The 26,205-nt window shown below is 43.7% G+C and carries 22 protein-coding genes; all 22 read left to right on the forward strand.

Features of this window, described 5'->3' with window-relative positions; all coding sequences use genetic code 11:
- Positions 1 to 283: 283 nt before the first annotated feature.
- The 22 genes from AB4298_RS12125 to rbsK all read left to right on the forward strand — a co-directional run bounded on the left by AB4298_RS12125 (position 284) and on the right by rbsK (position 26,173).
- A complete protein-coding gene (locus AB4298_RS12125; protein WP_371986904.1) occupies positions 284 to 967 on the forward strand; it encodes a lysozyme inhibitor LprI family protein in 684 nt (227 codons plus the stop codon).
- Between the two features lie 262 nt (positions 968 to 1,229).
- Positions 1,230 to 1,406 carry a DUF6435 family protein gene (locus AB4298_RS12130; protein WP_371986905.1) on the forward strand — a complete coding sequence of 59 codons (177 nt, stop codon included), beginning with the start codon at positions 1,230 to 1,232 and terminating at the stop codon, positions 1,404 to 1,406.
- Positions 1,407 to 1,772: 366 nt separating this feature from the next.
- Positions 1,773 to 3,365 carry a hypothetical protein gene (locus tag AB4298_RS12135; protein WP_371986906.1) on the forward strand — a complete coding sequence of 531 codons (1,593 nt, stop codon included), beginning with the start codon at positions 1,773 to 1,775 and terminating at the stop codon, positions 3,363 to 3,365.
- Between the two features lie 350 nt (positions 3,366 to 3,715).
- Positions 3,716 to 6,577: a hypothetical protein gene (locus AB4298_RS12140; RefSeq protein WP_371986907.1), complete on the forward strand. Its 2,862-nt coding sequence runs from the start codon at positions 3,716 to 3,718 to the stop codon at positions 6,575 to 6,577.
- A 786-nt stretch (positions 6,578 to 7,363) separates the two neighbouring features.
- Positions 7,364 to 8,362 carry a DMT family transporter gene (locus tag AB4298_RS12145; RefSeq protein WP_248999513.1) on the forward strand — a complete coding sequence of 333 codons (999 nt, stop codon included), beginning with the start codon at positions 7,364 to 7,366 and terminating at the stop codon, positions 8,360 to 8,362.
- A gap of 750 nt (positions 8,363 to 9,112) precedes the next feature.
- Positions 9,113 to 9,331 carry a hypothetical protein gene (locus AB4298_RS12150; RefSeq protein WP_371986908.1) on the forward strand — a complete coding sequence of 73 codons (219 nt, stop codon included), beginning with the start codon at positions 9,113 to 9,115 and terminating at the stop codon, positions 9,329 to 9,331.
- Positions 9,332 to 9,536: 205 nt separating this feature from the next.
- On the forward strand, positions 9,537 to 11,567 hold the full coding sequence (locus tag AB4298_RS12155) for a cytochrome c3 family protein (RefSeq protein ID WP_248999515.1): 2,031 nt from the start codon (positions 9,537 to 9,539) through the stop codon (positions 11,565 to 11,567).
- A gap of 78 nt (positions 11,568 to 11,645) precedes the next feature.
- Positions 11,646 to 12,074, forward strand: a complete 429-nt coding sequence (locus tag AB4298_RS12160) for a rhodanese-like domain-containing protein (RefSeq protein ID WP_248999542.1) — start codon at positions 11,646 to 11,648, stop codon at positions 12,072 to 12,074.
- 60 nt (positions 12,075 to 12,134) lie between these two features.
- Positions 12,135 to 12,920: an FKBP-type peptidyl-prolyl cis-trans isomerase gene (locus AB4298_RS12165; RefSeq protein WP_248999516.1), complete on the forward strand. Its 786-nt coding sequence runs from the start codon at positions 12,135 to 12,137 to the stop codon at positions 12,918 to 12,920.
- An 88-nt stretch (positions 12,921 to 13,008) separates the two neighbouring features.
- Entirely contained in the window at positions 13,009 to 13,722 is a 714-nt protein-coding gene (locus tag AB4298_RS12170; protein WP_371986909.1) for a tetratricopeptide repeat protein, read from the forward strand.
- 62 nt (positions 13,723 to 13,784) lie between these two features.
- Positions 13,785 to 14,495, forward strand: a complete 711-nt coding sequence (locus tag AB4298_RS12175; RefSeq protein WP_248999518.1) for a 4Fe-4S dicluster domain-containing protein — start codon at positions 13,785 to 13,787, stop codon at positions 14,493 to 14,495.
- 2 nt (positions 14,496 to 14,497) lie between these two features.
- Positions 14,498 to 15,445, forward strand: coding sequence for an NrfD/PsrC family molybdoenzyme membrane anchor subunit (gene nrfD / locus AB4298_RS12180; protein WP_371986910.1), 948 nt, complete (start codon positions 14,498 to 14,500; stop codon positions 15,443 to 15,445).
- Positions 15,446 to 15,616: 171 nt separating this feature from the next.
- On the forward strand, positions 15,617 to 16,105 hold the full coding sequence (locus AB4298_RS12185; protein WP_371986911.1) for a nitrous oxide reductase accessory protein NosL: 489 nt from the start codon (positions 15,617 to 15,619) through the stop codon (positions 16,103 to 16,105).
- Between the two features lie 67 nt (positions 16,106 to 16,172).
- The gene (nosD, locus tag AB4298_RS12190) at positions 16,173 to 17,477 is read left to right on the forward strand and encodes a nitrous oxide reductase family maturation protein NosD (protein WP_371986913.1); all 1,305 of its coding nucleotides are present in this window, start codon (positions 16,173 to 16,175) and stop codon (positions 17,475 to 17,477) included.
- Positions 17,478 to 17,522: 45 nt separating this feature from the next.
- Positions 17,523 to 18,431 (forward strand): ABC transporter ATP-binding protein, encoded by a 909-nt coding sequence (locus AB4298_RS12195; RefSeq protein ID WP_248999522.1) that lies wholly within the window; start codon positions 17,523 to 17,525, stop codon positions 18,429 to 18,431.
- A gap of 4 nt (positions 18,432 to 18,435) precedes the next feature.
- Positions 18,436 to 19,263 (forward strand): ABC transporter permease, encoded by an 828-nt coding sequence (locus AB4298_RS12200; protein ID WP_248999523.1) that lies wholly within the window; start codon positions 18,436 to 18,438, stop codon positions 19,261 to 19,263.
- Positions 19,264 to 19,537: 274 nt separating this feature from the next.
- The gene (locus tag AB4298_RS12205; protein WP_248999524.1) at positions 19,538 to 20,821 is read left to right on the forward strand and encodes a winged helix-turn-helix domain-containing protein; all 1,284 of its coding nucleotides are present in this window, start codon (positions 19,538 to 19,540) and stop codon (positions 20,819 to 20,821) included.
- 433 nt (positions 20,822 to 21,254) lie between these two features.
- Positions 21,255 to 21,674: a D-ribose pyranase gene (gene rbsD / locus AB4298_RS12210; protein WP_371986914.1), complete on the forward strand. Its 420-nt coding sequence runs from the start codon at positions 21,255 to 21,257 to the stop codon at positions 21,672 to 21,674.
- Between the two features lie 17 nt (positions 21,675 to 21,691).
- A complete protein-coding gene (gene rbsA / locus AB4298_RS12215; protein WP_371986915.1) occupies positions 21,692 to 23,197 on the forward strand; it encodes a ribose ABC transporter ATP-binding protein RbsA in 1,506 nt (501 codons plus the stop codon).
- Positions 23,194 to 24,168, forward strand: a complete 975-nt coding sequence (gene rbsC / locus AB4298_RS12220; protein WP_371986916.1) for a ribose ABC transporter permease — start codon at positions 23,194 to 23,196, stop codon at positions 24,166 to 24,168. Before rbsA ends, rbsC begins: the two co-directional genes overlap by 4 nt.
- A gap of 63 nt (positions 24,169 to 24,231) precedes the next feature.
- Entirely contained in the window at positions 24,232 to 25,131 is a 900-nt protein-coding gene (rbsB, locus tag AB4298_RS12225) for a ribose ABC transporter substrate-binding protein RbsB (RefSeq protein WP_371986917.1), read from the forward strand.
- A 124-nt stretch (positions 25,132 to 25,255) separates the two neighbouring features.
- The gene (gene rbsK / locus AB4298_RS12230; RefSeq protein WP_371986918.1) at positions 25,256 to 26,173 is read left to right on the forward strand and encodes a ribokinase; all 918 of its coding nucleotides are present in this window, start codon (positions 25,256 to 25,258) and stop codon (positions 26,171 to 26,173) included.
- The last annotated feature ends 32 nt before the right edge of the window (positions 26,174 to 26,205 follow it).

A 26,205-nucleotide genomic window follows, 5' to 3' on the forward strand; every position in this document is an offset into this window, starting at 1 on the left:
TGAGGATCAACAACTTCGTCGGGGCGGCAGGGGTGATCCAAGAGGGGATTGCTGTTGATCCCCTCTTGGCCGAGTGTGAGCTGGAAGCTCACGACTTTGGTCAGGCGCAGCCTGATGCATTAGCAATGTTGGGGCGAAGCGTCACACTTTTTTCGGCCGATAGGCCGCATATATAGGCGTAGCTCACTACCTTTATCAAGTAGAGCTTGATTGCTTATCAACTTAGATTATGAGACAACCCCATATTAGATAATAGGATGATAAATATAGGGTTAAACAAGTGATGAGCCTCAAGCTAATCACTCTACTGGCATGTCTGCTCGGGTATTCAAGTTTCGGGTATGCGGCCAGTTTCGATTGCACTAAAGCCAAAGCTAACATTGAAAAGCAGATCTGTGCTGATGATGAGCTGAGTAAGCTAGACACCGAGTTAATGGCTGCTTACAAACTGTATCGAGCCCAGCTTACTGATAATGACAAATTGCAGCTAAAACATTCGCAAAGAACTTGGCTTAAACAGCGCAATAAAGATTGCAGTGATAATACTCCAGCTTGTAAAGATGTTTACCAGCGACGCATTACAGAACTGTTAATGCAAGTATCTGAAGGTAAACAGCTTTCAGTTAAAGACTATTATCAGCATTTTAATATGCGAACCATTTATAGCTCCTACGGCCAACGCTTAAAGTATTATTGTGAGTCATACCCTAAAGACTTCTTTAAAGCGCCGGGGGTTATCTCTGACACTAAGCTTGAAATGATCGACGGTGATAATATCTGGACAGTTTCAATAGCGCCGGGCAACCACGTTACCATGGGTAATCAAATCACCTCAGGTACTTATCACTCTGTGTCTTCTCACAGACTGTACTTTGATAAAAATAGCAATGACTGGCGCTCGTTAGAGACATTTATCGCCGTGCCTGAAGATTGCGTGACTTATTCATCACAAGGCATATCAAAGTAAAAATGCGAGTAGAGGAAGATAGTGACTCAATGAAGCCGAGCTAGCCTCACAAACAAGCGGAGTTTGCTTATTTATAAGCTCTAGCGCCGCTTGTTTTAGCTATGTGGTAAATGCCGTCATCTAAATGTCTATTTTAACTGCTAAGTTAATCCTTTCTTACTTCTTCGACGTATAGCTATGGACAAACCACATCGTCCGGTAAGTGTTAACGCAATTGCCTGTCTGATCAATAGACTAAACACCAGAGTTAATGGGGTAACTAATGTTTTCAATATTTAAACGAGATCCTGCCAAGAAACTCAAAAAGCTATATTTTTCCAAGCTTGAGCAAGCGATGTTTGCGCAGCGAAATGGTGATATCAAAACTTACTCTGAACTCACCGCCGAGGCGGATGAAATCGATAAGCAAATATCCAATCTCAACAATTCGCCAAGCTAAGCTCACCACGATAAAGCTCACCGCGACAAAGTTCACCACGTTAAAGTTTACTAAGCTAAAGCTCACTAACTTCGCCGAACTGCCAAAATCTCCAGCAAATAACAGATTGATTGAGCATTAATGGAGGCTTATCAAAACTGCTGACATAGGGTCACAGTTTGTCTGAGATTAGCCCCTTTTGTATTTTACGAACTTTTAATTTTTGCAAAGTCATTGATATCTATCAGAGTAATACTTACCCTGATGCGCAATATTATGCTCTGAATAAACCATGTTTACGTTGGCGAACGGCTGTTGCTGATTCAGGTTCAGGCTGATTGTCTTGAGAAAAACGAAATTCTAGTAAGAAATCCTACAAGGAAAAGTATGCGTTATTACATAGAACAGGCTGTAAGTTCTCCAAGCCCGGGACTGAGGATTATTGAGCGTCACCAAGATGGCAGCGAGACAGTTATCTGGTATTTGCAAACTCAGCATAGTCATCTTATTTTGCAAGAGGTTCAAGGCGAGCATCTGCTGCTGGGGGACTGGGACGGCAAGTTCAGCCGCTTCCATATTCCTAGCCAAAGCTTGACCCACACTCAACAGCTGACGGGTAAGGTAAGCATTGGTGCCGTTCTTTCTCGTGGTGGTTTTACCATTATGGTGACCATGAATAACGAAAATGACTATAACATCCCGACCTTGGTTCGCTTAGATTGCAATAACCTGTCTATCCTCAGTGACTTTAGATTGCCATTCGAGCTCAACGATGAAGATGACGAAGAGGATGAAGATAGCGAACTAGACACTGACGACGATGAAGAGTTTGAGCCTCAGATAGACTGCTATACTCTCGATGTTTATCGCCCAACAGAACCAATAGCAGGGCAGCTGTGGTTGTATGCATGTAATACCAATTCAAACTGGGAGAACGCCACGGCGCATGAATTTTATCGATTGGATTTGCTGGCGCAGCAAGAGTCTTTGCTTCCCCTACCTGGAGTAGGTAACGCTAACAATGACTTGTGCATGCCAGCATTGAATTTGACCGCCAACCTTGGTGTCATGCTGAGTTGGGAGGCGGCCCCTGTCATAGCGCAAAGTGCTGAACACAATGGCGAACAAGCGATTCAACTGCAGCTAGAACTGTTTGATATCGAGCTGTGCGAGGTTATTCGTAAACTACCGCTGCGTACATACAGCTTTGAGCAGTTGCAACAGCGTAGTGTCGACATTGATGTATTGCAGGAAGGCCCAGAAGAGGATGCTGAGCAATATTTCGAGGAGTTAGCAGATCTTTATGAAGAGCTGAAAGAGATGCGCTGGCAGAAAGATAAGCTGCTGCTGACCTTTGAAGATCAAAGTCTATTACTCGATATTAACGGCCATGCTGAGCTATTTACTGCAGCAAGCAAAGCTGCAAATAGTCATCCAGATATAAAGCGCAGTTACTTGCCTGAGGCAATATTGGCTGAACAGTTGGCAGGTTGTCATCCGATTAAAACTGATGACATTCCACAGGCGATGCAGCAAATGCTAGCGCTCTGTAAAGATGTCGGTTCAGCAAGCTATGGCGATCTGTTCTCATTCGCTCTAGTCGACAGCGCAGGCAATAAGGTGGAACCCACACCATTCTACCAACAAGCAGTACAGCAACATGCTGAATTTATGCAGGAAATGGTCGCCAACTATTGTGATTATCTGGACACCACTAGATTAAAAAACAATTTGTGGGAAGGGGATTATTGTACGGGCTCTTTATGCCATGTTGTCTATGCCCTGGCATCCACAGGGGATGTTACTAAGCTGCCGTTAATTAATCGCTTTGTCAGCTTTATTGATACCGACCATGAGAGTTTTGTCAGAGATGATTTACTCCCTAAGTTAGCTGTTGTATTTGATGAAAACTTGCCTTTAGTGCAGAACATCAGAGGCTGGTATGAGGACGACTGGGAAGACGATTGGCAAGAAGAGTAAGCGAGTTTTAAAGGGTGTTGTACCACCATTTTATCTGTAATCGGAGGGCTTATTTAGCCCTCCATCACTCTTGAGTTGGCAGTTAAATCAGCTGTGATTATTGATATTGCTGAGCATTCACCCATGCAGTCACTTGGTCAGCCTCTTGCCTGTATAGGCTTTACACTGATTGGTATTAACCCATCTCGCATCAGCTAGAGCCTCATTCAAAGTGTCAATTAAGCCAGTTTTCAACCATACATTGGCAGCCATTTTCATAAGAATTATTCGCAATTTTTTTTATGGCACGCTAACCTGCGGTCGCTTTATCTATTTGTTTTCTTATTCTATTCAACCGCCAAGGATGTCGTATGGCCCAGTTTGATAAGCATGTTTCTATCGTCGTTGATCCCAATTCCTCTGAAAGTATTGCCAGTGCACTTGTTGAGTATCGTCAGCGCTTACAAGACGGCTCTGCGCTGCGTTTAACCATGAATCTGCTGCTTAATGTGCAGTTTGTTAAAGTTGATGGCGGTAGATTAAAGCTAGAAGATGCAGGGACTAAACGTTCTTTGGTCGAGCAAGCGCTGAATACTTGCCGATTTGATCAGAAACATGCCTTTATCACTGAGCCGGTATTGTTTGGTGCGGCGTTAAATTTCCCTGAATTAATGCCAGAGGTGGTTGCTACGCTTGAGGCTTTAGTGGCGTTCTCTCGTAGCCGGAATGACTCTAACGATCTTTGGTTAGATGATTACAACGCCTTTGGTGTCGAAGCGATTTATATGCTGATTGAGACTGATGCAGCTTATAGCTCAATGCTTACTCGCTTCCTTGTGCCGTATTGGGATACGCAAACCATGACGGCGCCGCTTTGTTTACTGAGTGGTTTAGTTGCTAAGCATGGCTGGACGCGGGATTTAATCAAGGCTTATGTTTACTGTGATAGTGCTGAAGTGCGACGTTATTTTTATGAAGACGCTTTTGTTGAAGAGCAGGGCTGTGACGCCGTGCAAGCAGACTTGTTATCACATCTGAAATCTCACCATGATGACTATCTCTATTTTAAAAGCGAGCTAATAGTGCGGCTGAAATCCACGCCTATTTTACAAATGCCAGATGAGTCTAGCTCACTTGCGCAGTTGCTGGTTGAGTATTACAGCACCATGGGTGCATGGCCAGTGGGATGTGAGCGCTGGGAACTTGAAGATGAGCCAGATGAGTGGAATGACCGAGTTAAGCAACAGCTAATTTGTGGCGTTAAGGTTGAAGATGAAATAACTGCTTTAGCGGCAACGCTTACCGAGGCTCGTGATGAGTCCACATATTTCTCCGTTGCTGAATCGCAGCGTGGCGAAGTCGAGGATAGTTATCAGCTCTGGAGAGATCTTGAAGCAGCAGAGATAGCAGCCACTCCAGTTATTGAAGACCTGATTGCAGATAAACCAGAACCTGCAGTTGAACCAGAGCCTGAAATTGAGCCAGAGCAAGAACTGCCAGCTATTGCATGGGATGATGCAATGGGGCGTAAGATTTTTAGCTGCCTACACCCAAGAACCGATTTAATTTCTCAATCTCGGCTTGAGCGCCTTAACGATGAGCTTGGCTATCGTGACGGCCAAGAGCTTATTTACGCACTGCCATTTATGCCCTTGCATTTAGGTAGCAGTACTTATTTAGCTTTACGCCTACACCAAGATCCAACCGATGATGAACTCACGGCAATTGGCCAGTGGTTTGAGCAACACTTAAATCAACTACTGAGTGATTTTGTGCTTAAGTTTTGCAAGGTTGCCGAAGACGATAATGAGGCACTGCGCCAATGGATTTGTGGTGTAGATCTTGATGCACATCAAGCTGTTGCTACCGATATTGACGCCAAAATGATTGAACTAGTCCGTAACGGGTTAGCAAAAGATGGCGGTAAGTCAGGACCTGAAATCAGTGCTAAACAAGCAGCCTACTGGAACTTGTTTACCCATGATGCGGGTCAGCGCTGCATGTTAACGATTTTGCTGCTGCAAAGCGCCAGTCGGTTAACTGAATGCCGCAGTTCAGAGCTACTCACTCAATCAGGAGCCGTTGTTCAGCTTGCAAAACGTCACTGGCAGATGTGGTTAGCTATCGCGCCGCAGCGAGCGATTAACCGTATTATCAAATTTAAAGCCGATTATGGCTTATATGCGGCGATTAATGATCAAGATGCAGAGGCATCGCTATTTGATTTATTACAGCAATTCGGTGTAACAGACGCCATGCTGGAAGCATTCACATTAATGGCAGATCAACAGGTTGCCGATTATCGTCCAGCTGATACACGCTTTGCCCAGCGTTACGCTGCCAAGGTTGAGCAGTATGCCGAGTTAGATCCCGCTGACACAAGTATGATTGGTCGCCAGCAACTCAAGCAGTTCGATGCCTTATTACAAGCGCTTGAGTATTGTCGTGAAGATCAAGTATTGGATTTTTTCCAACATCTTAAAGCACTGAATCCACAGCTTGAACTACCGATAATGCCGATGTTTGAGGCTGCTTTGCTTAATACCTTAAAAGAAGGTTTTGAAGACGATAGCGCGCAAATCTTGTATGACAAACTCATGGCTTACTTAGCTAGTGGCGAAGGCTTAGATAGCTTGAGTCCGCAGGCGCTAAAAATGCCGAAATTGCAGGGTTGGAACCCTTATCCAATGTACCGCGGTAAACTCGGGCCTGCAGATTTTATCTGGATGCTACCAAGCGAGATGGCAGAGCGCTTAGCCCTGTTTTTAGCGCAGTTAGGTAAGCGCGGCTTGCACTGGTTGGGTCGAAGCTCTGTCGAGAACGCTTATGTGGCTAGCCTTATTCAAGCTGGCGACATCGCAATGGCAGAGCGTTGGAGTCATGCTGAGGTAGGCAATGAGCGTCACCGAGACAGTGACATGGGCGATGCGCTCGATATCGCTAAACAAAACTGGGCGCTTAATTGGCTCGATAAAGCTGGCGTGCCTGAGGCGGCATTGGTGTATTTTGCAGTGCATGAGGGTTATGAGCAGCAACAATTTGTGTGTAGGTTAGCCGCTGAAAACCGCTTACCAGATCTGCAAGATTGGTTAACTGCTAACGAGCGGGTGCAGTTACTGGAGATGCTCCAAGGTGCTGAATCATTGCCTGAGGCAACCACGCAGAGCTTTTTACAGGATTGCTCCAATGCTGTGAAACAGTTGGCCAACAAACTATTTGGCAGTCGAGATTAATAACTTACTGCTATTAACCACCGCATGCTATTAATATCAATGAGGGGGCATTGTTACCCCCTCGTTGATATATGAACTCTTGGCTTAACGCTTTGCGTTGTATGTTCAGTGATGAAGCAAAGCACTCCAATGTCGTTAGAGCGTTAAAATAGGCAATTAGCACAAAAGTGCAGCGCATTTCTCTGTTGAATAAGCCCATTGTTAGTAACTGCGTGTCATCCCCACCAAATGTCTTCTATTATTTGTCGTACAAAACTTAATCTATCCTTATCTATTTTAGTTTCTTCCTCCTAAACTCGGCCTAAATCCACTAGAAATTTACGTTTCATTTTGTTGACCACATGCAAGGTGACTTTGGTCACATAAATGCCTGCTAGGTTAACTTTAGTTGACGGTTATGCCGGAGTATTTATTAATTTAGTAACCGTTAAACTTGATTTTGCTATTTTTTAGCATGTTACCCATCCTTGTGAATGGCTGTTTTAGTAGATGTTTGTCACGTAAGTGGCTGAAATTAAGATATGTGCAGCATATTCAACTTTATCTTAGCTAGTTTTGTTCAAAAAAATCTACCGTATCGTTTAGGTCACATTTTTTAACTTAGCTATGGGTAAAATGCCCCTCGAAGTAAACAAAACTTAACTGAAATCCGCGAGGCTCTATTCGTTAAGCAAGCAAAACATAATGCTAGCTAATAAGAGTAGATAGTCCGTAGCAGATCAAAAGATCCTGATCCCCCCTGAGCCATTGCAATCTGCCCAGACAGGACACTAAAGGTAAAATAAAATGAATATCACCAACAAAGATGTTGTACTAGGATGGACCGCTGCAATCGCAGTGGCTGTGATCTGGGGCGTAACAGGCGTAGTGTCTAAGCCATTATCTATGGCTGTCGATCCAATGACGTTAGTCTTTTTCCGTTACGTTACTGCTGTAATGGGTTTATCGGTTATTTTCTTCTTTACCTCGCGCAGCAAGAGCTTAAGCAAAGATCTTGGTGGCTCACTTAAAATAGATAAAAAAGATATCCTAAAAATCGCCCTTTGCGGCATCATAGGTCAAGGCGCTTTCTCGCTGTTTAACTTCTTATCTTTATCGCACATTGGCGCTACAGAGAACGGCGTTATCCAAGGTATGCAACCATTTGCAACGGTGTTCTTTGGCATGCTATTTATGAACTTCCGCATGAACAAGCTGCAGTGGGGCGCGTTTATCGCATCAGCTTTGTGTATCTACGCCATGAGTGTAGGGCCGACGAATAGTATTGAGGGCGGTACACCGCTATTAGGCTACGTGTTTGTAACTTGTTCTATGTTATCACTTGCTTGGACTGCTCACTTACGTGCTAGCCTGGCAGACAAATACGGTTCGGTAGTGTCTATGCTGTACCAGTACATCTCAGTTGCGGTAATGGGTTTCTTTGTCGTGATGGCAATGGGCCTAGACTTAAGCCAAATCTTTATCATCTTAGACAGTCCACTATTACTAGGTCTACTTATCTTCTTGGGTACGGGGATCTCTGGTGGTAGTTACTTAATTCAGCTTTACTCTTTTAAGCGTATCGGTGTTGAAAAAGCCACTATGGCGCTAAACCTAATGCCACTGGTTGGCTACATGGTAGCGGTATTGACACTAGGCGAGCAGATGGAACTAAGCAAAACCATTATTGTGACGCTAATTGTAGTGGCGCTGTATGTATTCACTAAATGTGAAACTAAAGCTACCCCAGCTGTAATTAATGACGCTGATAAAGAGGCTGTGCCGCTGAAAGCTCAAAAGGCATAAGATTCTCGTTAGTTATTATTCCCCCCAAGTTCCCAACCTTTATCCCCCGTAGGCTAACCACCTTGGGGGATTTTTATTGTGTTAAATAACAAACTATAGCCCTTAGTTAATGCATAGAGCCTATGCACAAAGCTAGGTATTAATAGTCAATATCTATGTAAGTTTGGTGTAGCGCTTAACCCTATCTCCTAAGCTAAAGCTTGAAATAAGCCTAATAGCTAACAGTGCTATAAATTGGTGCTGTTAACTAAGCTTATTCAGTAAAGTGTTTTCAGTTAGTCGCTGATAAATGCACTTTCAATAAAATGCTTGTGACAAAGTACTCTTAATAAAAGACTCGCAACAAAACGCTCTCATTAAGGTGCTCTCTTTTCTATTTTTAGACTTCCTATACTCAATAATTGGCCATTATGAATCGCTGCTTGGGCGGCTGCTTAATGGCCTGAGCTTGTCGGTTATGATTAACCACAGCCTATATTACTGAGGCTGAGTTCAATTTAAAGTGAGGATAACAGTCGCAGGGCACTTGGTATTAGCGATTGGCGAATATCAACAAGGGTTGAGCTAATGGCTTTATAAATGCCTCTTGGTAACCTTAACGCTTCATTTTACTATCCTATTTAATTATTCATTTTTCTGGCCTTTTAACAGTTTAGTTTTGCTGTTTCATATCCTCTGTTTAGTCATTTTATTTGGCTGCTTTAATTGTCCTTAAAAAACCTTTAAGACCCAATTAAGGTTTTAAGGCGGATGAGTGAGTCTTCCTGTTGCCGTGCATCTGCTTTTACCTACCTCTTTATAGATATTGTTTCGCAAGCCCTTATCCCTACTCGCTTTGCAAGAAATACAAAATTATCGCTGTGTGTTTTATCGGCTATTTTTGCAATTTTTTTTGGCGTTAAAAAAGCTGAAAGCTGTATTTTTATATCTAAAAAGATCTATTTACTATCTTTTAAGTCTATGTTTTAAAAGATTAATGTGTTTTTTATATCTAATCGGTTCTGATGGATTTTTAAGTGTGCAGTAGCGCAGATTTTTACTGTTTTTTATATGGAAAATAGGTGTCGCTCAGTTGTTTAGCTCAATCGGTGAACGGTTAGTTTTTAAAAATGTGTGCCGCTATAGGCCCACAAAAAACAGTGAAAAAATAAAATAATATAAGTAGGAGTGAATGATGAGACGGTGGAAACACAAGGTAGCATTAAGCGTGCTGTTTTGTTTTGGTGCCATTGCCAATGCGAACGCTGCTGGAAAATATGACAGCATCCCTCAGATGGGTAAAACCGCTAAAGGGGCTATTTCTGAATATAACGGTATGCAACAAGTTAACGGTGTGAAAACGCTGCAAGACTATATCGTTCAAGAAGAAGAGTTATTCGATTATTTATTTGAGAACCACCCAGTATTCAAATATCAGCAAGCCGGTAACTTGATTGGTGATTACCATATCAGTGACCGTGGTGAAGAGTATTTAGATACTGGCCACAGCCCTAACTATAGTGAGCGTGTTGGCGCACCTCGCGCGGTTCAGTACCGTTTAGGTGCTAAATCAATTCTAGATTATCCAAACAATTTCGTTGGTCCAGAGAAGTGTGCTGAATGTCACGCGACTCAATACGAGAAGTGGCAGCGTTCGCGTCACGCTCAAACAATTCGTTTCCCAGGTGAACACCCTGAAGTGGATAACGACATTGAAAAGACCATGTATAACACTAAAGACACGTCCATTTTGCCAGACGGTATTACACCAGACATGATCTATGCAACTGTTGGTACACCTCGTACTAAATACGGTTTCATCGATGCATGGCTAGTACGTGGTACTTACCACATCAGAGACGGTTTATTACGTGACGGTACCGGTAAAATGGTAGCGGGTGCTAACCAGTTCTCTCGTGGTTGGGCTGAATGGTTAACACCAGAAATGTCTAAGAAAATTAACGATGTTATCCCAGAATTCCCAACAACCTTAGCAGGTTTCGGTGGTTCAGGTTCGCACCAGCAAGGTATGAGTTCATACGGTGCTAAGTACGAAAAAGAGATGTTGTTCCAACCAGCAAGTTCTTACTGTGAAGTTTGTCATACGTTCAAGTTTGACTTCCAAAACAAGCAAGAATTCTTCGATGCGTTAGGTGATCCTAAGAAACTTCAAGAGCACACGATTTCTCGTGGTATCGCTTGTGAAGAGTGTCATGGCGCGGGTGGTCACTTAGATGGCGGTACTGGCGGTATGCAGTCTAACTGTGAACGTTGTCACCAACGATTCCAGTACGATCCAACACTTGCTGACACGCCTCAAGCACAAGAAAAGCGTGAATACGCTTTCGGTGTGAAGATGAAGTCACTATGTCCATCATGTGGTACTGAAGGTTCACAGATGTATAACTCTGTGCACTACGAGAAGGGCATGCGTTGTACTACATGTCACGATCCACACGAAGTGACTGATGGTGATTGGAAGTCAGGCTTCACTACGCCAAAGCTGAAGAAAGACTGTAAAGACTGTCACGAAGCACAGACGTTGATTGCTGAAAATTCAGATACACACAACCAGCAAACTTGTCAAAGCTGTCACATGCCTAACATGGGTAGCTGTGAAAACTTCAAGGCACTGCAGTTCCCTGACCAAGCTGGTTTCGACGCAGTACGTAAGTCACATATGTGGAAGATCCAGGTTGATCCAACACTGAAGACACTAAACCCACCAGAAGGTGAACCACGTACTCAAGGTCCTAAGGCTGGTAAAGGTTGGACTGTTGCTAAGAACGAAGAAGGTCGCTCATACCTAGACTTAATGTGGTCTTGTGCTCGTACCTCTATCTCTGACCACGACGTGGTAGAGAACAAAGGTTGTCACAGCCAGTTCCAGTCTGAACTTGAAAAAGGCCTACATTACGAAGACCAGTTAGAGATCTACGGTGAAGTAATGAAGATGCAAACTCCTGTTAAAGAAGTTTTCGCGAAAGTTGAGCAAGCTCTTGTACGCATCGACCAGCTATTAGAAGTGACTAAGTTGTCTACTGAAGACAAGACTCAAGTTCTAATGCTAGCTGAGAAAGCTGCAGAGACTGTTGATCTAATCAAGAAAGACGGTTCTTGGGGTGTGCATGGCTTCCGTTATAGCCAGAAGCGTCTAGATGCTGCACTAACGTATGTTACGCAAGCGCAAAACATTCTAGATGGAACAGGTTACGCAGCTAAATAAGCCGCATAACTAGTTAACCGCCTCGGCATGCATTGCATTGCACTGCAATAATTGCCGAGGCAATAGAGAGAAAAGATGATGAAAAAAGCACTGGGTCAAATTCTGTTAAGCCTGACGTTAATTACAAGTTCTGCCAGCTGTCTAGCAGGTGGTGGTTCTGAGATGGCACCTGCTCATCGTTATGAACATCAGCTTGCGACTATCAGCATGATGGAAGCTGAGTCTTTAGTCGGCAAGGAAGGGGTATATTTCTTTGATGTGAATACGCTAGAGCTTTGGGCTGAAGGTTTCATTCCAGGTGCGATTTACTTCAACGTTAAAGAGTGGAAAAAGCTACTGCCTGCTAAGAAAGATGCAGTGATGGTGTTTTATTGCGCCAACCGCCTGTGTAACGCCAGCGAAATTGCTGCGCATGAGGCGATGAAGATGGGTTACACCAATGTTCTGCAGATGCCTGATGGCATTTATGGGTGGCGCTTATCGAACCGAGTAACAGAAAAGCCATAACAGCCGGATGTTGGGTCATAAACGTAATACGTAGCAAATTGATTTAAAGAGATAATTATTATGAAAACATTTACAAAAACTACCCTAGCTGTTGTGACAGGTTTCACCCTGTTTATGTCTGCCAACTCAATGGCCGCAACCGAGCTGACTTCTGATGTACAAAAAGAGTCTTACAGTATCGGTGCTTCTTTAGGTAAATATATCTCTGGCCAAATCTACAGCCAAACAGAGCTTGGTGCAGAAGTAGACGTAGACCTTGTTATTGAAGGTGTGGTGGATGCACTTAAAAACAATCCACAGTTTTCAGATGAAGAAATTCTCACTTTCCTAAACCAGCGCGCAGAGATCCTTAACACGGCTCGTGAAGCAGCTGAGGCTAAAATTGCCCTAGCTAACGTTACTGCCGGTAATGAATATTTAGCTGAAAACAAAAATAAAGATGGCGTAAAAGAGACTGAGTCAGGTCTGCAATACCAAGTGATTTCTGAAGGCGAAGGCCGTAAGCCTAACCCACAAGACGTAGTGACTGTGCATTACAAAGGTTTCTTGATCGACGGTACTGAGTTTGATGACTCTCACAAGCGTAACGAGCCAAACCGCTTTGCATTAATGAGCGTCATTGAAGGCTGGCAAGAAGGCATTCCGTTGATGAACGAAGGCTCAACTTACAAGTTTGCTATTCCTGCTGCTCTTGCCTACGGCGACAAGCAAGTTGGCATTATCCCACCGCAATCAACATTAGTGTTTGAAGTTGAGCTAGTGAAAGTGGAAGCACCAGGTGATAACGCACATGGTATGGGCTTAAGCGGTATGGGTATGGGCGGCATGATGGGCGGCGGTCACTAATTGCTGAACTTAACACGATAGTGTTAAGCAAGTTTTTACAGTTAGTTTTTAAGTCAGTTTTTAAGTTTGTCGTTTGTAGAGAGTCATTATGAATAGTTTAGCTATCGGTATTACTGTCACCCTATGTGCAGTTATCACCTTAATTTGGCGTCATCATCACTCTAGTCAAAAGTATGGTGTAACCCCGATAGCTAACCTTGGCGAAGATGGAATAGATGAGCACTCCGTCAACGTTAAGGCACCAGTGGTGCTATCTGTAGTGCTCTTTACAACGACAATATTAATTTACTCACAATTAGGCCATTTCAATGGTTGGAACAAAGGAGTGGTAGACACCAATATTGATTATCTGATCACCGCAGAAATCAATAAAAACGCAAAGAAAGTAAATGAGCAACCTAGCAATGAAATTGCATTATTAAATTTGGCTCAATCCTACGTGGATGGCGGCCTATATAGCGAGTCAGTGCAAACCCTTAATGACTTACTTACTCTGTCAGGCGATAGCGCTAGCGTACTCGGTATGAAAGCCAATGCTATGTATTATCGCGACAAACGAGAGATGAGTTTAGACGTTAATTTAGTTATCGCCAGAGCATTAGCCCTGGATGAATACGAACCACAGTCTCGGCTATTACTTGCCAACCATGCTTACCTTAATGGCGAGTTTGAATCAGCCATTGAGCAATGGTTGAAGCTACTCGAAAGCGACAATCCAAGCGTAAATCGAGCCTCAATTAATAATGCAATTTTACGAGCCGAGCAAAAAATAGCTAATCGTTCAGTGGCTGCATCTGAGTAAAGTCACGTAAAACCTAATAAGTATAAATATATCAGTAAAATAGCTGATAGCTGGAGGATGCTGTGAGTGAAAATATAGAGAGACGGAGGTTCCTTAAGTGCTTAGGAGCCAGCTCTTTGATAATAGCGCCCCTAGGGTGCAGTTCTGTCAAAGAGGGTGAGTCAGATGCAAGCAAGCCCCATTATGCGATGGTGTTTGATCAAAACAAATGTACTGGCTGCGGCGAGTGTAAAGAAGCCTGTAATTTAGCTAACCACTTGCCTGAAGGTAAGTCGAGACTGCTAATGGAACAGCATTCAGGTGGCGTAGAAGGGCAGCCTTGTCCACACTGCGGTAAAACCACAGAATGTGGCTGTGAACGTAAGTTTGTCCGTGTCTCATGTCAGCAATGTAAGAACGCACCTTGTGTCACCGTTTGCCCAACAGGCGCGGCGCACAGAGATGAGAAGACTGGCATTGTGACTATGGACGCAGCTAAGTGTGCAGGTTGTAAATACTGTATTGCCGCTTGCCCATATGACGCACGTTATATTAATAAAGAAACCGATGTTGCCGACAACTGTGACTTCTGCCTAAACAGTAAACTTGCCATTGGTGAGCTACCTGCTTGCGTACAGAAGTGTCGTTATGACGCACTTGTATTTGGTGATATCAACGACCCGACATCCTATATCAGTAAGTTACTACGAGTAAAAGATTCTGTGCGCATTAAGCCGGGATTTGGTACGGAACCAAGCTTACGTTATATACCTATTGTTAAGCAGGGAGTATAGATATGGACGGTAATATTGAGTTTACCATGGGTCTATCACAGGGCCTTGCTTGGCCTTGGCCTATTGCTGTTTACTTGTTTTTCGCGGGGATATCAGGTGGTGCGCTAGCCACTGCATTATTCTTACGATTCTACAAAAAACAGACGACTAACACGCCATTTTATAAAGCTGCGGCACTGATTTCATTTGTGACCATCAGCTTAGGTATGTTGTGTTTGGTATTGGACTTAACTAACCCATTATTCTTCTGGCGAATTCTGGTTTACTACAACCTAAATTCAGTGATGTCTATCGGTGTTATTGCACTGTCAGTGTATATCCCGTTAGTGGCACTAATTTGTTTATTCGCCTTTGAAGAAGAGATCCGTTCAGTACCTGCACTTAAAGTGCTAGTGCCAGTAGTTGAAAAGCTGCAAGGGATCCGTCGTCCATGTGAAGTCACAGTATTGGTACTGGCCCTTGCGGTGTGTGCTTATACCGGTTTCCTTATTTCGGCGCTTATTCGTTTTCCTATCATCAACACTTCTGTACTGCCGGCGCTATTTATTGCCTCTGGTATTTCAGCGGGTGCTGCAGCAGCCAAAATGGTTGCAGTATCGATGTTTAAAGAAGACTTACATAGCCAAGATATGAAGATCCTACACGGCGCTGAATGGCCAATCATGTTTGCTGAAATCCTTTTCATCTTCATGATTGTAACATCACTAATGACAGGTAACGCGGGTGCACAAAGTGCATTTGAAGCTTTCCATACTGGAGAGTGGGCAGCGGTATTCTGGTTTGGTGTTGTTGGTCTAGGTTTCGGTGGCCCACTATTACTGAACTTTGCCACAGGTAAAACTTTTAGCCACAGCGCTAAAGCGTTTTATTTATCAGGTGTATGTGCCGTTGCCGGCATGATGTGTCTGCGTATGTTTATCTTATATGCAGGCCAAAACTTCGCTATCTAGCCTTAGAGCAAGTTAGCAAAGTTGGTGAGTTGTTCACTCCTAATGCGCCGTCCCTGCAAGGTGAGTATTAGGAGTTGAACTCCGCGCTAAACAACTAAGCTCACGCCTTGTCATGCTGTATAACGACAAGGCAGTGAGTGCTCCTCTTCGATACTCCAAATTGGACCTACTATGAAAAAACTGATGCTCATCTTGTTATTTATTCCGCTAATGTATGCTTGTAGTCAAGGTGATGCGGCGTTGCAGTCGACCGAAGCGCAACCAATCCACGACCATGATCGTTGCCACCTTTGCGGTATGATGATCACTAAGTATCCGGGGCCTAAAGGTCAGCTAGTTTTGAAAGGTGAAACCATAGTGCCAAAGTTCTGCTCAACGCGAGATATGTTTAATTTTGCGCTGCAACCTGAGAATAAACGTCAGATCACGCATTTAAAGGTGCATGATATGTCGGTAACAGATTGGGACACTCCCAGTGATAATGCCTTTATCGATGCGACAACAGCTTGGTATGTTTATGGCACAAGTAAAAAAGCGGTAATGGGGCCTGCTGTGGCATCATTCTCTTCTAAGGAAGCTGCAACTCAATTTGCCACAGAGTTTGGCGGTGCTGTATTAGCTTATGACCAAATTACCATTGAGCTACTCGACGGCGAGTAGTGCAAATTAGATGAGCTGGTGTGATTTTTTAAATCGGTACAACAATCTGCTGAGCGGGTATTAATCTATGTACAGATCAGTCTGTAACACCTCACTGCAGCGAACTTGGCAATTAGCCTTATTTATCGCTCTCGGTTTTGGTACTAATAGCCATGCCGAGACCATCACTGTTGCCAGCACTTCAGAGTTAACTCAAGTATTAGTCGAGGTTAAGTCCGGCGACCGCATTATTCTTGCTCCTGGGCGTTACCAAGCGCCATTTGAAATTCGTCAGTCCATTACTCTCTCAAGCTTAGGTGACAGTATTATCGATGCCGCTGGCATTGGCAGTGCCATTACCGTGTTTGCGGCTAATGTTGAGATCTCAGGTTTGAGAATTACAAACTGGGGTAATGATCATTACGAGCGTGACGCTGCTATTTTGATTGAGCCCGGTGCTGATGGCGTTAAAATTCATAATAATAATTTGCAAGGAAATGGCTTTGGCGTGCGGGCTGATGAGCTTAATAATATTAAAATCAATAACAACGTGATTGTCGGGAATAACACGCTATACACCTTAGACCGAGGTGATGGGATTCATCTGCAACATGTTATTGGCTCTGAGATCTGGGGCAATACTATCTCTGGTGTACGTGACGGGGTGTATTTAGAGTCCAGTAGCCAAAGTAAAGTTTACGACAACCAACTATTTGATCAGCAATATGGCATTCATTACATGTACACCCATGATGATGAAGCTTTTAATAATCGCAGTTATCAAGTTGATGGTGGTTATGCACTGATGGATTCGAAACGAATTCATTTGTATAGCAACAAAGTATGGGATGCGATTGATTTTGGCATCTTACTCAATATGACTAAAGACTCGTTGGTGGAATTAAACCAAGTTGAGCAAATCGTTAACCGCAACGAAAACCAAATCCAAGGGCAAGAGGGCAAAGGCATCTTTGTCTATGGTGCCCGTGACAATACCATTATTAATAATCACTTTGCTGACAATGACATCGGTTTTTATATGGCGATGGGGGGCGAGGGTAACTTGGTCTATGGCAATCAGTTTATTGATAACTTTAGTCAGGTGAAATATGTCGGTGATTCGCTGCTGGAGTGGAGTCATGAAGGCCGCGGTAACTATTGGAGCGGTTATTTAGGTTGGGATCACAAATCGCAAGGGGTAGGCAATACCGCTTATCAGCCCAATGATAATATCGATAAGTTATTCTGGCTTTATCCTGAAGCTAACTTCTTGATGGATAGCCCGATAGTTGTGGTGCTGCGCTGGGTACAAAATCAGTTTGAAGTCACCAAGCCTAGCGGCATTGTCGACAGTTACCCGTTACTGCAACAAAACCCCGCTTTTAGTTTGTAATACCATAGCTTACCTAAAGAACGTAGCAGCATGTTTGGAGAGTCAATGAATCCTAGTTTAGCGGTATCAGCACATCATATACGGCATCATTTTGGTGAATTCGCTGCGCTTAATGATGTGAGTTTTGAGGTTGAACGGGGCCAGACTATGGCACTGCTTGGGCATAATGGTGCAGGCAAGTCGACCCTGATAAAAATTATGTTGGGACTTATCAAGCCAACAAGTGGTGAGGTAACCGTTTTAGATAAAAACCTGTTTAATCTGACGAATAGAGCTGATTTGAAGATTGGCTATTTACCGGAAAACGTCAGTTTTTATGACAAGTTAACAGGTAAAGAAATCTTAAATTACTTTGCCGCGCTAAAGGGCGTGAAGTCAGTTCGGGTTAAACAGCTGCTACAAGAGTTTGGTTTAGAGTACGCTCAAGATCGCGCATTAAAAACCTATTCAAAGGGCATGAAGCAGCGACTTGGGTTTGCACAAGCCATTCTATCTGAGCCGGAATTATTGCTCCTTGATGAGCCGACAGTCGGTCTCGACCCAGTGGCATCCAAGTTTCTGTACGGCAAGATTACTGAGCTTAAACAGCAGGGATGTGGGGTTATTGTGTGTACCCATGAATTGTCATTAATTGAAAACAACATAGATATCGGGCTGATCCTAGCTAAAGGGAAAGCGTTAGCGACGGGCAGTCTCGCTCAGTTGCGCTTAGCGAGCGGATTAAAGACACGTTTGACCTCACCGCAATTGAAGCAGGTTATGGCTATACAGCCAAAGCTTGCCGCTTTATATCGAGATGATGCTTTGTTATTAGATGAACAGGCTAAACCCGAGGTGTTAAAGCTGTTGACTCAAGAGTGTCAAGTTTACGATTTTAGTCTGCAGCAACCTGCGTTGGCCGAGATTTATCATTTTTATATGGGGCAATGCGCTCAAGTTGAAGGAGTGAGCTAAGACTATGCTGATGTCTCCTGTGTATGTTATCGCTAAAAAAGAGATCCAAGATAGCCTGCGTAATCGTTGGGTGTTATTTATCTCGTTAATTTTTTTGATTTTGTCATTAAGTGTGACCTTTGCTGGCAGCGCCGTTGCTGGCCATCTAGCTTTGCCTCAACTTGGCGCACTTATTTCTAGTTTATCGACTATTGCGGTGTTTATTATCCCTCTAGCGGCGATGCTAGTGAGCTACGACGCCTTTGTGGGGGAGGATGAGTCTGGCACTTTATTGTTACTGTTGTCTTACCCGATTACTCGTTTACAGATTCTAATGGGTAAGCTACTCGGTCACAGTTTAATTATGAGTGTGACTATCGGCTTTGCCTTTGGTTTAACCGCATTGCTATTACTGGCGTTTAATGAGGATTATGAAGTTGTTCAAATTGTGAGTCAGTTTGGTCAGTTTATTATCAGTAGTATCTTATTAGCGGTAGCTTTTATTTTGTTCGGTTATATCGTCAGCTTAAAATCAGCAGAAAAAGCCAAAGCCGTAGCGAGTGTTTTATTTGTTTGGTTTGTGTTTGTGCTGATATATGACTTGTTATTATTAACATTATTGGTTGCAGATTTAGCTTTTTTTAATCAGTATATAATCAATGTCTTAATTGCGCTAAACCCAACAGATCTTTACCGGGCGATTAACCTGATTGCTAGTGATGCAGGTAAAGGCAGCTTAGCCATGCTGGCTTCAGTTGCTTGGGGAAAATGGGCTCTTTACGCAGTTATGTTGTTGTGGATTGTCTTGTTAGCGTTTATTGCTAACCAGATATTTAAACGTCGAGTTTTATAATGGTTAATTAGATTTAACTAGTCGAATAATATTTACAAATAAGAATTTGTATATTGATTAAAACGGCATTTAAAATAGAGCAATAGCAGTAACTTAAGGCATTTTAGATTTATTCAACTATTAAAATGTTAGTTATGTGAACATTAACATGCTGATTTTTAGTAGCTGATTTGATATCAGGGCGAAATCACGTTTTTAATAAAATTTTTTAGTAAACTAAGATTAAGTTTTATTAATGCCAGAGTTACAGTGAATTGATTTGTAGAGGTTTAAGGTGCTGAAAATTACTCCATACTTGGAGCTGGATGAAGAAGCTAAGCAATTAGTTGATCATGCGAATAATAAAACCATAACCCTGACGGTGTCAGAGTCTGCGGTTTTGCATCAATTAATACTCGCTGTTAGTTCGGTGTGTACCAAGGAAGACCTATTGGCTGCAGGGTGGCCGGACCGCGTGGTTGCCGCCACGTCGTTAACCCAATGTGTCAGTACTCTTAGAAAGAAGCTTGAAGCCTACCCTGAAGTTATGTTGCGTACTATTGCTGGTCGTGGTTATCAGCTTAATGTCTCAACACGTTCGCATATTAAAATGTTGGCGGTTAACGATCCTGAATCGGTACGTGCCGCGATTGTCGATGTCTCTTTGTTAGTTAAGCTTAGCGGTATTTTTATCGTTGTGCTGATTGTGCTTTGGGTATGGTACTTCAGCGATTATCACGGTGTCGTTAAGGCTAAAAACAGTTGGGATTCTGATAAGAAAATAAGCTTAAACATAGGGGGGACTAAGCAAGACGTACAGCTTATTCATAAAGATAACGTTTCACATTTACACGCTTCTATGTGGCAAAAGCATTTAGCGCCAGAATCGAACCACCTACCAGGGATCAGTAAGTTTAATGGTTTTGCTGTGACTGACGGTAATTACTATTCGATGGCGGTTTGCCCTGATGCGGACAAGCAAAACTGTTCAGGCAAAGGCTTAATCAATATTACAGCGATCGATCTAACTCCAGCGGGTTTGAATATGCAAACCTTTAGAGAGTTAACCCAAAAGATGGAAAATCGCATTCGCTATAACCGTGTGATCATTCCTCATGATGAACCGGGCACTAGTGGCTTTATTGAGCATCACTATCACGCAGACGTATATTTTCCGGTGCAAGGGAATATGTTGGTGCGCTCTGATATCAGTCTATCGTTGATTTACGAAGGTGAAAAAACCGGTAAGTTTTACTCGGCTGCCTGTGTCACCGATGAAGAGTGTAAGACCACACCGATTAAATATAAAATTAAAGGTGATTTTACTCAGTACCGTGAACAGATTAATGACTTAGATGTGGATGTTTTCCATGTCAAAGTAGCGCAAAAAGAGTTGATGAAGCCAGATCAGGTGAGTTCGTCAGCAATGCATTTTTATCGTGAAATTCGTAAGCACGAAATCATCGATAGCGACTTGTATTTTTACCGTATCTATAAGGACTCTGAAACCGCGGTATGGATAGTGCCTATCTTAGGTAACCTAGTGGCTTGGTATGAGTACGATAAGGTGAAGCTTTAACAAAAGAAGGTTCTAGGTTAAAAGCAGGTTCGAGGTCTTAGGTCTTAGGTCTTAGGTCCTAGGAAAAGCTGAGACGGTAAAGCACAAGATACAATGTGGCTTCTTTTGATCGTATAGCAGGGCTTAGCCCGTTCTCGCAGCAAAGCGCTCTATGAGCTAGGTTCTAGAACAAGCTGAGACGGTAAAGCACAAGATACAGTCTGGCTTCTTTTGATCGTATAGCAGGGCGTAACCCGTTCTCGCAGCGAAGCGCTCTAGGATCTAGCCCCTTCTTTTTTCAAAAAACTATTTTCTTCCTCCATCCCCCACTGTTTTCGTTAGCTAGATCACAATTAAAAACTGATCACCATGCATGATCGAAACGTTTCGATTACTCTGCTTGAAATCGCCATCGAAACGTTTCGATAGTTGGCAATAATCCTTAGGTTAATAGATGAACAAACACGCCTTACTCAATGCCGATATGAACTACCTAGCCGCAACATTGGGCCATACCGATGAAGTGACTATTTGTGATGCAGGCTTGCCTATTCCTGCGCAAGTTAAGCGTATTGATTTAGCACTGACCCATGGCGTACCAAGCTTTATTGCCACTGTGAAAGTTTGGTTAGCAAGCTCGCAAATCGAAGGCATTGTATTGGCACAAGAGTTTGCCAATGTCAGTCCTGAGTGCCATCAAGCATTGCTGGCTGAAATCGAAGCTGAGCAACAAGCAAGTGGGCGGATATTTTCAATTCAATATATTAGCCATGAAGCATTTAAGCAGCGTACAGGCCATAGCCGAGCAGTGATCCGCACTGGTGAATGTACCCCGTATGCCAATGTGATTTTTAAAACTGGTGTTGTATTTTAAGCTTAGCGGAGTCACCCATGACCCAAGCAATATTGCAGTTACAAGCCATTGAAAAGTCTTTTCCCGGGGTAAAAGCCCTAAATAAAGCCAGCTTAAATGTCTACCCGGGCAAAGTGATGGCATTGATGGGAGAAAATGGCGCAGGTAAATCGACCCTGATGAAAGTACTCACAGGGATCTATAACTTAGATGCTGGGCGTATTGTTTATCAAGGTAAGGCACGTCGTTTTGATGGTCCACGCGACTCACAAGCGGCTGGGATTAGCATCATTCATCAGGAACTAAACCTGCTTCCTGAGCTAACTATCGCAGAAAATATCTTCCTCGGTCGTGAGATCACCTCGCGCTTTGGCCGCATACTTTGGGATGAAATGAATGCCCAAGCATCAGCACTATTAAGCCGTTTATCTCTATCCCATGCACCACAAACATTAGTCGGCCAATTGAGCTTAGGTGAGCAACAGATGGTTGAGATCGCCAAGGCTATTTCGTTCGACTCGAAAGTCATCATTATGGATGAGCCGACTGATGCGCTAACTGACATCGAAACCCAATCTTTATTTAAGGTGATAAACGAACTGCGAGATCAAGGTTGCGGTATCGTTTACATCTCCCATCGTATGCAAGAGATTTTCACTATTTGCGATGCGGTTACGGTATTGCGTGATGGCAGTTTTATTAATGAATCAGCGATTGCCGATATCACTGAAGATCAACTGATAGAACGTATGGTGGGTCGCAAGTTAGCAGACCAATATCCGCGTATCGCGATTACTCATCAAGGTAGCCGTTTAGCGGTAAATCAGATATCGGGTCCGGGGGTAGCCAATGTGAGCTTTAACCTTAACAAAGGCGAAATCCTTGGTTTCTCTGGCTTGATGGGGGCTGGGCGCACAGAGCTAATGAAAATGATCTTTGGTGCAGAGACTAAAACTCAAGGACAGGTCTTACTGAATGGCAGCGACATTAAGATTAATAGTCCGCAACAGGCGCTAGCTGCCGGGATTGCTTATATCTCTGAAGATCGTAAAGGCGATGGTTTACTGCTGGATTTGTCGGTTAAAGAAAATATGTCTATTTGTGCATTGTCTAAGCTCAGTTCGGGGCTGCAACTACGCCACAGTGATGAAATGGCCGAAGTCGACCGTTTTATCGATGCCTTCAATATTAAAACCCCAAGTCGTGATGCGCGCATTGGCAATTTGTCGGGGGGAAATCAGCAAAAAGTGTCTATTGCTAAAGGTTTAATGACCTTGCCACAAGTACTCATATTAGATGAGCCTACTCGCGGTGTAGATGTGGGGGCAAAGAAAGAGATCTACGATTTAATCAATCGTTTCAAGGCGCAAGGAATGAGCATTATTTTAGTATCGTCGGATATGCCGGAGTTACTGGGAATGTCAGACCGCATTTTAGTGATGCACCAAGGCCAGATTAGTGGTGAGTTTGATGCAAGCCAAGCAGATCAAGAAACTATTCTTGCTTGCGCAGTGGGTAAAACATTACATAAGGATATTGCATGAGTCAGTCAATTACAGCGCAGCCGTTTTATAAGCGCATTAATAAAGCGTGGTTAATTGAGAATAAGTCTCTCATCGCCTTGTTTAGCCTTATATTTGTGGTGTCTTTACTGAACCCCAATTTTTTAACCCTTGATAACTTACTCAATATCCTGCGTCAGACTTCGATCAACGCCATTATTGCTGTGGGTATGACCATAGTGATTTTAACCGCGGGGATTGACCTAAGTGTCGGTTCCGTCTTAGCGCTCAGTGGCGCGATTGTAGCGACTTTAATCGGTATGGATGTGCCCGTTGTGGTGGCGTTACCGGTAGCGTTAATTGCTGGTGCAGCACTCGGCGCAATTAGCGGAATTATTGTCGCGAAGGGCAAGGTGCAGGCCTTTATTGCAACGCTAGTGACCATGACACTGCTTCGCGGCGTAACTATGGTTTACACCGACGGTCGCCCTGTGCCAACAGGATTTACTGACACTGCAGATAGCTTTACTTGGTTAGGTACGGGCTATGTACTGGGGATCCCTGTGCCAGTATGGTTAATGGCGATTGTATTTATTGGCGCTTGGTATTTGCTTAATCACACGCGTTTTGGCCGCTATATTTATGCGGTCGGTGGTAATGAGTCTGCGGCGAGATTATCGGGTATTGCAGTAGATAAAGTTAAGATTGCTGCTTATGCCATTTGTGGCTCAATGGCGGCGCTAGCTGGCATTATCGTCACGGCGCGTTTATCGTCGGCGCAGCCTACAGCGGGTATGGGTTATGAACTCGATGCGATTGCGGCGGTCGTGTTAGGTGGTACCAGTTTGATGGGCGGTAAAGGCCGGATCATGGGCACCTTAATTGGCGCACTTATCATTGGCTTTTTGAACAATGCCTTAAACCTGCTTGATGTGTCGTCGTATTACCAGATGATTGCTAAAGCCAGCGTGATCTTGCTGGCGGTACTTATCGATACTAAGCAAAAAGCATAACGCGATATGGCAGTGCATTTAGTGTGCTGCCTTTTTGTATTTCCCGAATTGACAAGGTTTACCATGAACCGACTTGCTAATCTTAAAGCCTCTGCTCTGTGCTCGATCGTGCTGTTGTCTGCCTGTGCGCCTTTTAGCGCCAGCGCACAAGATGCGATTGCTATCGTACTGTCGACAATGAATAATCCCTTTTTCGTCACCATGAAAGATGGTGCTGAAGCGCAAGCCAAAGAACTAGGTTATAAGCTGATTGCACTGGACTCGCAAAACGACCCGAGTAAAGAGCTGGCAAACGTTGAAGATTTAACGATGCGCGGCGTTAAAGCGATTTTGATCAACCCGACCGATGCGTTAGCTGTAACCAATGCCATTCGTACCGCTAACCGCGCTAACATTCCAGTGCTGACATTAGATAGAACCGCTGCGCATGGCGATATCGTTAGTCATATAGCGTCTGACAATATCGCTGGTGGTGAGCTTGCGGGGCAGTTTATTGCGCAGCAGTTAGGGCATGACGCTAAAGTAATTCAGTTAGAGGGAATCGCGGGTACCTCTGCTGCTCGTGAGCGCGGTGAAGGTTTTAGCAATGCAGTGATTGCCAATAAGTTACAGATGCTATCTAGTCAGCCTGCGGACTTTGACCGCTCAAAAGGCTTAAACGTGATGGAAAATATGTTGGCAGCTAATGGTGATGTGCAGGCGGTATTTGCCCAGAATGATGAAATGGCCTTAGGCGCACTACGGGCAATTGAAGCGGCGGGTAAAGATATTATGGTGATTGGTTTTGACGGTACCGATGAAGGTATTGCAGCCGTTAGACGCCAACAGTTATCGGCCACCATTGCTCAGCAACCTGAGTTACTTGGTGCCACCGGCATTATTATTGCCGATAAGATTTTAAAAGGCCAAGTGGTTGAAAAATCGATACCTGTTGCGTTAAAAATCGTTACTCTAACACAGTAATCTAAGCCGCAATTTGGCAAACTAGTATTTGGCGTCAGTAGAGTTAATATCTAGGCGCATTTTCCTCTGAGCCCAACAACAAGTTAAGTTGGCAGTGAGTCAGAGAACATCAAGGAATATGTAAATGTCTCAGTTAATTGTTTTAGGCAGTGTTAATGCCGACCATGTTTTACAAGTGCCTTCTTTTCCTCGTCCGGGGGAAACTTTACATGGGCGGAATTATCAAATTATTCCAGGTGGCAAAGGTGCTAATCAAGCCGTTGCAGCCGCACGTTTAAATGCCGATATTGGTTTTATTGCTTGTGTGGGTGATGACGGTTTTGGGCAAAATATTCGTGGCGTGTTTGCTGACGACGGCATAGATATCTCTGCGGTGCACATGATTGAGAATACGCCTACCGGTATTGCGATGATCCAAGTGAGCGATTGCGGTGAGAACAGTATCTGTATTGCCGCAGCAGCGAACGATGCCTTAACCGCTGAGGTTGTGAACCAACACAGTGCGCAAATTGCTGCGGCTAATTACTTATTGATGCAGCTAGAAACCCCACTTGCAGGTATTGAGTATGCAGCGAGCATAGCTAAAGCGAATGGCACCCAAGTGATTTTAAATCCCGCACCAGCACGTGCTTTACCTGATGCGTTGTTGGCAATGGTTGATATAATCACCCCTAACGAAACAGAAGCCGAAGTGCTAACAGGCGTTGCCGTGACTGACGCTGATAGTGCCGCTAAAGCAGCTCAAGCGTTACACGATAAAGGCATTGCCATTGTGATGATTACTTTAGGTTCTAAGGGCGTTTACATAAGCCAGCAAGGCACAGGTAAAATCATCCCAGGTTTTAAAGTAACAGCCACCGATACAACAGCCGCTGGCGACACTTTTAACGGTGCATTTGTAACGGGTTTACTTGAAGGTAAAGCTATTGAAGATGCAGTGGTATTTGCCCACGGTGCGGCAGCGATTTCAGTCACCCGTTTTGGCGCGCAAACTTCAATTCCATCGCGAGATGAAGTTGAGCAGTTTATTACTGCGCAATAATTAGTATAAGTGACAAGATAGGAAGCTAATCC

The sequence above is a fragment of the Shewanella sp. 10N.261.52.F9 genome, assembly GCF_041471165.1.
In the GTDB taxonomy this organism is placed as follows: Bacteria; Pseudomonadota; Gammaproteobacteria; order Enterobacterales; family Shewanellaceae; genus Shewanella; species Shewanella marinintestina.